The sequence below is a fragment of the Longimicrobiaceae bacterium genome, assembly GCA_035696245.1.
GTDB lineage: Bacteria > Gemmatimonadota > Gemmatimonadetes > Longimicrobiales > Longimicrobiaceae > DASRQW01.
Window position 1 is genome coordinate 1 of the sequence record DASRQW010000363.1, and the last position, 9,188, is coordinate 9,188.

A 9,188-nucleotide genomic window follows, 5' to 3' on the forward strand; every position below is an offset into this window, starting at 1 on the left:
TCTTCCATACGCCGCCTGAATCCCTTAACTCGTGTGTCCACTGATCCGGGGAACCTCATCTCCCCTCCCCCAGGCAGTTTTGGGGGAGGGGCCGGGGGAGGGGGCCCCTCTCCGCCCACGAAACACCATCGGCAATCACGAGAATCCTTCGGGCGCCCTGCCCGAATTCGACGTCCTATCTGAAAGTGCGGAGACATGGCGACTGAGCTGGGGGAGATCCAGGCAGGGCGGCTCTACATCGGCGGGGAGTGGGCCGACGCGGCGTCGGGGAAGACGTTCGAGACCATCAACCCCTCCACCGGCCAGGCGCTGACGACCGTGGCCGAGGCCGGCGCGGCGGACGTGGACGCCGCCGTGAAGGCCGCGCGCGAGGCGTTCGAGAACTCGTCGTGGACCACGATGGACGCGCGGGCGCGCGGCCGGGTGCTGTACGCCATCGCCGACGGGCTGGAGAAGCGGGCCGACGAGCTGGCGCGCCTGGAGACGATGGACAACGGCAAGCCCGTGCGCGAGGCGCGCGCGATCGACATCAAGGAGTCGATCGACTGCTTCCGCTACTACGCGGGCTGGGCGGACAAGATCGACGGCGACGTGATCCCCGTGCCCGGGCCGTACCTCAACTACACGCGCCGCGAGCCGCTGGGCGTGTGCGGCCAGATCATCCCGTGGAACTACCCGCTGCAGATGGCGGCGTGGAAGGTCGCGCCGGCGCTGGCCTGCGGGAACACCGTCGTCCTCAAGCCGGCCGAGCAGACGCCGCTCACCGCGCTGGAGCTGGCGCGCGTGGCGGGCGAGGCGGGGCTGCCGGCCGGCGTCCTCAACGTCCTCACCGGCTACGGCGAGACGGCGGGCGCGGCCCTGGTGGCGCACCCGGACGTGGACAAGATCGCGTTCACGGGCAGCACCGAGGTCGGCAAGATCATCCAGCGCGAGGCCGCGGGCACGCTCAAGCGCGTGTCGCTCGAGCTCGGCGGGAAGAGCCCGAACATCGTGCTGGCGGACGCGGACATCGACGCGGCGGTGCGCGGCGCGGCGATGGCCATCTTCTACAACTCCGGCCAGGCCTGCACCGCCGGCTCGCGCCTGCTGGTGGACGAGAAGATCCACGACGAGTTCGTGGAGAAGCTCGCCAAGCGCACCGAGGGGATGAAGCCCGGCGACCCGCTCGACCCCAAGACGCGCCTGGGACCGCTGGTCTCGCAGGAGCAGCTGGACCGGGTGCTGGGCTACGTGGAGAAGGGCAAGGCCGAGGGCGGCGAGCTGATCATGGGCGGCGACCGCGCGACCGTCGGCGCGGGCGGGGGCTACTTCCTCAACCCCGCCATCTTCGACCGCGTCACGTCCGACATGACGATCGCGCGCGAGGAGATCTTCGGGCCGGTGCTGGCGGTGACGACCTTCGCGGACCTGGACGAGGCGATCGCCATCGGCAACAAGACGGAGTACGGCCTGGCCGCCGCCGTGTGGACGCGCGACGTGCGCAAGGCGCACCGGGCGGCGCATGCGCTGCGGGCCGGCACGGTGTGGATCAACATGTACCACGCGCTCGACACGGGCTCGCCCTTCGGCGGCTACAAGCAGTCCGGCTACGGCCGCGAGCTGGGCAAGTACGCGCTCGACCTGTACACGCAGGTCAAGAGCGTGTGGGTCAACCTGGGCGGCTGACGTGAACCGCGAAGCCTTCATCGTGGACGCCTGCCGCACGCCCGTGGGGCGGCACGGCGGCGCGCTCGCCTCGGTGCGGCCGGACGACCTGGCCGCGACCGTCATCAAGGCGCTGGTGCAGCGCACGGGCATCGACCCGTCGCTGGTGGACGACGTGATCTTCGGCTGCGCGAACCAGGCGGGCGAGGACAACCGGAACGTGGCGCGCATGGCCGGCCTCCTCGCCGGCCTGCCCGTCACGGTGCCGGGGCAGACGGTGAACCGGCTCTGCGGCTCGGGGCTGGAGGCTGTGCGAAGCGCCTTCCACGCGATCCGGGCGGACGAGGGCGGCGTCTTCGTCTCCGGCGGCGTGGAGAGCATGTCGCGCGCGCCGTGGGTGATGCTGAAGCCGACGGAGGCGTTCGCGCGCGGGGTTCCGGAGATGGCGGACTCGCTGCTCGGCTGGCGCTTCGTGAACCCGAAGATGCCCAAGCAGTGGACGGTGAGCCTGGGCGAGACGGCGGAGATCGTTGCGGACGAGTACGGCGTGTCGCGCGCGGACCAGGACGCGTTCGCGCTCGCCAGCCAGCAGCGCAGCGCCGCCGCCATCGCCGAGCACCACTTCGCGAGCGAGATCGTCCCGGTCGAGATCCCGCAGCGGAAGGGTCCGCCGGTCATCGTCCGCGACGACGAGCACCCGCGGCCGGACACATCGGCGGAGTCGCTGGCGGGGCTGAAGCCCGCGTTCCGCAAGGAAGGCGGTACCGTCACCGCGGGCAACTCGTCCGGCCTCAACGACGGCGCGTCGGCCCTGCTCGTCGCGTCGGGCGAGGCGGTGGAGCGGCTGGCATTGAAGCCGATGGCGCGCATCGTCGCCAGCAGCGTGGCGGGCGTGGAGCCGGACCGCATGGGCATCGGCCCCGTTCCCGCGTCGCGTATGACGCTGGAGCGCGCCGGGCTCTCCGTGGCGGACATCGGCCTGGTGGAGCTGAACGAGGCGTTCGCGGCGCAGTCGGTCGCGTGCGTGCGCGAGCTGGGCTTCGATCCGGCGATCGTGAACGTCACCGGCGGCGCAGTGGCGATGGGGCACCCGCTGGGTTCGTCCGGCGCGCGCATCCTCACCACGCTGGTCCACGAGATGGGCCGCCGCGGCGTCCGCTACGGCCTCGCCAGCATGTGCATCGGCGTGGGCCAGGGCATCGCCATGATCGTGGAGCGGGTGGAGTAGATGGCATCCTCCGAATCGGGCCGAAGCTTGGACGGCGGGGCATCTCCCGCATCGCCGGCGATGCACGGATCGGGAGATGCGGCGCGGCCGGTGGCATCGGCCGATCGCCCTGCATCTACCGATGATCGCCGTCCATCTTCCGACAAGGCGGAAAGCACCGCATCTACCGAGTCGGGAGATGTGGTGCTGCTGCGCGTCGAGGACGGCGTGGCGTGGATCACGCTCAACCGGCCGGACCGGCTGAACGCCTTCGCCGGGCGGATGCGCGACGAGCTGTACGAGACGCTGGTGCGCGCGTCGGAGGACGACGAGGTCCGCGTGATCGTGATCACCGGCGCGGGCCGCGGCTTCTGCACCGGCGCGGACGTGGAGGTCATGTCCGACCTCCTCGGCCGCGGCGACGACGAGACGTTCGCGGGGCTGGTGGAGGCCGGGAAGCGCGTCGTCCGCACCGTGCGCGAGCTGCCGCAGCCGGTCATCGCCGCCGTGAACGGGCCCGCCGCGGGTGCGGGCGCGTCGCTGGCGCTGGCGTGCGACTTCCGCATCGCGTCGGACCGCGCATCCATCGGCATCACGTTCAACCGCATAGGCTTGCACCCCGACTGGGGCGCCACGTTCTTCCTGCCGCGCCTCGTGGGCCCCGGCCGCGCCGCCGAGCTCGTCCTCAGCGGCCGCATGGTCGCCGCGGACGAGGCGGAGCGTATCGGCCTCTTCGAGCGCGTGGTGCCCGACGGCGACTTCCGCGCGGAGGTCGAGAAGTACGCGGCCGAGCTGGCCGCCAAGCCGCCCGTCGCGCTGCGCCTGGCGAAGCTCTCCCTGTCCGCCTCGTTCGGCAGCAGCCTTGGCGAGATGCTGGACACCGAGGGTGTGGCGCAGATGAGCTGCTTCCGTTCCGCCGACGCCCGCGAGGGCATCGCCGCTTTCAACGCCAAGCGGACGCCGGTGTTTCGGGGCGAATGAGCGCCCCGCTCCTCTCACTCGGGAGGGCATCATGATCGTCGTGCGCAACACGTTCCACATCCGGCCGGGGCAGATGAAGCAGGCGCTGGAGCTCGCCCGCGCCGGACGCCCCATCGTGGAGCGGCTCAACTTCGGCGTGCCGCGCTTCCTAACCGACGTCACGGGCGAGTTCTACACGCTGGTGCTGGAGACGCAGTTCGACAGCCTGGGCGACTTCGAGATGCGCATCTCGCGCAACTTCGAGGATCCCGAGTGGCAGGCGTGGTACAGGCAGTTCACCGCCGTGATGCGGGGGGGCCGCCGCGAGATCTTCCGCGTGGTCGAGTAGGCGCGGGCAGAGCGACATCAACCGAGACAGGACGGGTTTAGGTGGAGCAGACGAACGTGCGGCGGGTGGCCGTGATCGGCGCCGGCACCATGGGCCACGGCATCGCGCAGGTGTGCGCGATGGCGGGCTTCGGCGTGAGCCTGTACGACCCGCAGCCGGGCCAGGTGGACAAGGCCCTGGCCAAGGTGCGCGCGAACCTGGACGCCGGCGTGCAGCGCGGCAAGGTCGCCGCGGGCGACGCGGAGGCGGCGCTCACGCGCCTCCACGCGCACGAGCACCAGGCGGCCGCGGTGGACGGCGCGGACCTGGTGATCGAGGCCATCCCCGAGCGGATGGAGTGGAAGACCGAGCTGTTCGCCAACGTGGACGCCGCCGCGCCGCAGCACGCGATCCTGGCGACCAACACGTCGTCGCTCAGCGTGTCGCGCATCGCGCAGGCCACGCAGCGGCCGGAGCGCGTGGTGGGGCTGCACTTCTTCAACCCCGTCCACATCATGAAGCTGCTGGAGGTGGTGCGCGGCGAGCACACCTCGCAGGAGACGCTGGATGCGTCGCTCGCGTTCGCGAAGGCGCTGGGCAAGGAGCCTATCGTGGTCACCGACACACCCGGCTTCGCATCGTCCCGCCTGGGCATCGTGTTGGGCCTGGAGGCGATGCGAATGGTGGAGCAGGGCGTCGCCAGCCCGCAGGACATCGACAAGGCGATGGAGCTGGGCTACAACCACCCGATGGGCCCGCTCAAGCTGACCGACGTCGTGGGGCTGGACGTGCGGCTGGGTATTGCCGACTACCTGCACGGCGAGCTGGGCGGCGACCAGTACCGCGCGCCGGAGATCCTGCGCCGCATGGTGGCCGAGGGCAAGCTGGGGAAGAAGAGCGGCAGCGGCTTCTACGAGTGGGAGGGCAAGTGACGGCCGAGACGCTGCGGATCGACCGCGACGGCGCCGTCGCGGTCCTCACCATCGACCGGCCGGAGAAGCGCAACGCCCTGTCCGCCCAGGTGCGCGCCGAGCTGCTGGCCGCGCTGGACGAGCTGCGGGGCGACGATTCGGTGCGCGTCCTGGTCGTCACCGGGGCGGGCGACAAGGCGTTCGTCGCCGGCGCCGACATCGCGGAGTTCGCGCAGCGCACGCCGCTGGAGCAGCGCGAGACGATGACCGGCCGCCGCGTGTTCGACGAGGTCGCCGCGTTCCCCAAGCCGGTGATCGCGATGATCAACGGCTTCTGCCTGGGCGGGGGATGCGAGCTGGCCCTGGCCTGCGACGTCCGCATTGCGGCGGACACGGCGAAGCTGGGGCAGCCGGAGATCAACCTGGGCATCATCCCCGGCGGCGGCGGCACGCAGCGCCTTCCCCGCGTGATCGGCACCGGCCAGACGATGCGCCTCGTCCTCTCCGGCGAGATCGTGGACGCGGCGGAAGCGCTCCGCATCGGCCTCGTCGACGTCGTCCACCCCGCGGCGGACCTGCGCGAGCGGACGATGGACTTCGCGCGGAAGATGGCGGAGAAGTCGCCGGTCGCCCTTCGCATGGCCAAGTCCGCCATCCGCGCCGCCGCCGACATGCCGATGGCCGCCGGCCTCGCGTACGAGACGGAGCTCTTCGTCACCTGCTTCGCCAGCGACGACAAGCGCGAAGGAGTCGCCGCCTTCCTGGAGAAGCGCCCCGCGCAGTTCACCGGCAGGTAGACGTCGGGGCACGGCACGACTCGGTAGATGTAGATGAAACAGGGCGTCGTCTCGAATTGTTCTCTTTACGGGACTAGCTAAAAGTGAATTGTGATGACCCTCCAATAAGTCTCGCCGATCGGCGGGCTATCATATACGCGGACGCGCGCACGTCGACTGCACTAGTCCACCCATCCGTGCGACGCTTCCGACGCAGGAAGTTCCAGTTCACCTGACTTGGAAATCTCAATGCAATGTGACAACTAAGGTTCTAACTATATTGCGATTCGCTCCTTTCGCGATTATATGTATGTGGCTACTGTTTTCCTTAGCTCACTTCTTTGGGGGCATGATGACCAATACTCCGGCAGTAATCACTCTCGCTGCCTTGACCGTAAAGGGCAGCCAACTTGTATCGAGCAGTAGCGGCGTTACATATGATGCGCAGAGTGGGGTCGTCGTTTTCCCCAACCCCTGGAATCTTCCTTTCGTGCCGATCGTGTCGGATACGGCCAATGGATCGAGCGACTACCTCACCACGACCAATTTCATCAGAGAGATTGGTCCCGCTCACCAGTTCAGGGTGTGGTCCACAGCACTTGACACCGGAACTCGAAATTTCGCGCCGACAGATTTTACGGCGATCGTGGTTGGGTTCTGAGGCCGTATTTCGGCAACCAGCCGAGGACGGCGAACTGAACGCACATCGTCGCCCTTTGCACCCATGGGCGGCATCAATCGGCTTCGCACTTCGCCGGAGTACGACGACGAGACGGACATGTTCTACGGGCGCGGCGGGGGCGTGTTCCCCAACGTGTATGACGAGTGGAGCCGAGGATCAGCCCGAACCTGACGACGCTTCGTAAATCCGTTATCTACCGAGGGACAAGAATGTTTCCTTGCGCTTGCGGCGCAACGCTTTAGGTTGGGTTCCGCCACGCAGAGCCCGCGAGGAGGCCGCCGGGTGCGCACGAACGCACCGCGCCGCTTCCCGCTTCCGGGCCGCCTACGTCCGCCCGAAACGATGGTCCAGGTGACCTCACACGGACGAGCGCCCCAGCCAGATCGCGGAGCGGCACGGTGGCACCGAGGAGGACGGCATCCTCCGCCCGCAGATGGAGCAGGAAGATGAGCCAGGAAGCCCCTCCACCCGACCAGCGGCGCCGGTAGCGCGGGCCACACCGCCCGGCCCCCACCGGGCGGCCACGCCTCCGCCGGAGCATCCCCCGCTCCCGCGGGCGCAGGCCCGCGCTCCCGGCAGCCCAACCGCGCCGCACACCCTCCACTCCAGCACAAGGCAGGTGCACGACCGTAACCCCCCGGAGGAAGATGCCCAACGAGATCACCGCCGTGCGCGGCGCGCTCCCCGACGGCGCCGCGGGCGCCGAAAGCCCCACCGATGCGCTGGTGTCGGGCGTTCACGCGCTCGCCCAGGCGTCGCAGATCCTGGTGATGAGCGTGGCGCAGATCGCCCAGCTCATGCAGGCCATGCAGGAGGGCGGGACCGGCGCCGCCGCGACCGCCGCCACGGGAACGCAGGTGAACGCGTGGGAGGACGACCCGTTCAGCGAGGCCGCGCCCACCGCGAACCCGTCACAGGCGCAGACCGTGGCCGTGCCGGTCCCCGCCTTCACCGCGCCCCTGCTCCAGGTGACCATCTCCGGGCCGCGTCCCGCGCCCTCGCGCTACGCGCCCGCCACCGACGGCTTCCGCTACTGGGGGACGGCCGAGGCGCTGTCGCGCACCATCGGCTTCTGGGCACCGCTGCTGCCCGTGGGCACGCGCTGGTCCAGCGCCGGGCAGACGCTGGGGGTGAAGCTGGTGGCAGGCACCGACCTCAACGCCTTCTACTCGCGCGCCGTGGGGCTGCGCTTCTTCGAGCAGACGGTGCGCAGCGTGCCGGTGTACTCGTGCGCCAGCCCGGACGTGGTGTGCCACGAGCTGGGCCACGCGATCCTGGACGCGGTGCGGCCGCAGCTCTGGAACGCGGCCAGCAGCGAGGCCGCGGCGTTCCACGAGTCGTTCGGCGACATGAGCGCCATCCTCTCCGCGCTCCAGCTCGCGCCGCTGCGGCAGAAGGTGCTGGCCGAGACGGGCGGGAAGCTGCACGCCAGCTCGCGCCTGTCTCGGATGGCCGAGCAGCTCGGCTGGGCCATTCGCCAGCTCGCTCCGTCGGCGGTGGACGCGGACTGCCTGCGCAACGCGGCCAACCGCTTCTTCTACCGCCGCCCGGACCAGCTTCCGCCGGAGGGGCCGGCGCGCCTGCTCTCGTCGGAGCCGCACTCGTTCTCGCGCGTCTTCACCGGCGCCTTCCTGGACGCGCTCTCGGCCATGCTGGCGGTCGCGGGCGGGCCGACCGACGCGAACCTGCTTCGCGTGAGCCGCGACATGGGGCGGCTGCTGGTGGATGGAGTGCGCGGGGCGCCGGTGACGGGCGCTTACTTCAGCCAGGTCGCGGCGGCGATGCTCCAGGCCGACCGCGCGCGCAACGCGGGCCGCTACCGCGCGGCGCTGGGCGGCGCGTTCGTCCGCCGCGGCATCCTCTCTCCGCAGGCGGCGGTGGGGCTGGCCTCGGCGCCGGTGCCTGCCCCGCAGCCTCAGCGGGGGATGTTCTCGCAGCCGTTCGGGCTCTCGGGCGGGTACGAGCACGGCGACGAGGAGCCGTTGGGCTACGACGACGGCGAGTGGGACGACGGGCACCTGCGCGGGTTCGACGATGTGCCCGAGCTGCCGCTGATGGACGCCGCGCCGGACCTGCTCGGCGGCGTCTCGCTGCTGGTGCACGGCGCCACGCACGAGGCACGCTTCTCCGTCGCGCCCGCCGCGCCGGGCGTCGGCTCGGTCGAGGTGCCGGACCCGGAGCTGGCCGCCCGCGCGTTCCTGGAGGACCTGCTGCGCCTCGGCCGCATCGACCTGGGCCGCGCCGCCGCCGCGCTTCCGGAGCTGGAGGCGCCCACGCGCACCAAGTCGCACGAGCTGGCCGAGACGGACGACGGCCTCGTGCTGAAGCGCCGCCACTTCGACTGCGGCTGCTGCCGCTCCCGTGCGTGAAGCATCCGTGAACGCCTGACGTCCTTGCCGGCTGGCGCCCTGATCGCACGCCGGCCGGCAGGGACACGGGAGATGTAGGTCGGACGACGCGGATACGCCTCGGCGGAATCCGCTCCACCATCCACCATCCACCAGATGGAGGTCCGCCCCATGCCCCTCCCCGCCGACCCGCCCGAAGGCGCCGCGCCCGCGCCGGACCCCGATGCCGAGGCGTTCTACAGGCGCATCGAGCAGGCGGGCCAGCTCGCCGACGTGGCGGAAGATGCGGACGTCTCGTCGCTTCCTCCCCGCATCACCCATGTCCGCTACCC

The 9,188-nt window shown here is 70.5% G+C and carries 7 protein-coding genes; all 7 read left to right on the plus strand.

The window, feature by feature from the left end; translation table 11 throughout:
- Nucleotides 1–195 precede the first annotated feature (195 nt).
- The 7 genes from VFE05_16520 to VFE05_16550 all read left to right on the plus strand — a co-directional run bounded on the left by VFE05_16520 (nucleotide 196) and on the right by VFE05_16550 (nucleotide 8,877).
- A complete protein-coding gene (locus tag VFE05_16520; GenBank protein HET6231680.1) occupies nucleotides 196–1,665 on the plus strand; it encodes an aldehyde dehydrogenase family protein in 1,470 nt (489 codons plus the stop codon).
- Between the two features lies 1 nt (nucleotide 1,666).
- On the plus strand, nucleotides 1,667–2,872 hold the full coding sequence (locus tag VFE05_16525; GenBank protein HET6231681.1) for an acetyl-CoA C-acyltransferase: 1,206 nt from the start codon (nucleotides 1,667–1,669) through the stop codon (nucleotides 2,870–2,872).
- A complete protein-coding gene (locus VFE05_16530) occupies nucleotides 2,873–3,832 on the plus strand; it encodes an enoyl-CoA hydratase-related protein (protein HET6231682.1) in 960 nt (319 codons plus the stop codon).
- 31 nt (nucleotides 3,833–3,863) lie between these two features.
- Nucleotides 3,864–4,160, plus strand: coding sequence for an NIPSNAP family protein (locus tag VFE05_16535; GenBank protein HET6231683.1), 297 nt, complete (start codon nucleotides 3,864–3,866; stop codon nucleotides 4,158–4,160).
- Between the two features lie 41 nt (nucleotides 4,161–4,201).
- Nucleotides 4,202–5,071 carry a 3-hydroxyacyl-CoA dehydrogenase family protein gene (locus VFE05_16540; protein HET6231684.1) on the plus strand — a complete coding sequence of 290 codons (870 nt, stop codon included), beginning with the start codon at nucleotides 4,202–4,204 and terminating at the stop codon, nucleotides 5,069–5,071.
- Entirely contained in the window at nucleotides 5,068–5,847 is a 780-nt protein-coding gene (locus VFE05_16545; protein HET6231685.1) for an enoyl-CoA hydratase-related protein, read from the plus strand. Before VFE05_16540 ends, VFE05_16545 begins: the two co-directional genes overlap by 4 nt.
- Nucleotides 5,848–7,155: 1,308 nt before the next feature.
- Nucleotides 7,156–8,877, plus strand: coding sequence for a hypothetical protein (locus VFE05_16550; protein HET6231686.1), 1,722 nt, complete (start codon nucleotides 7,156–7,158; stop codon nucleotides 8,875–8,877).
- Nucleotides 8,878–9,188 lie beyond the last annotated feature (311 nt).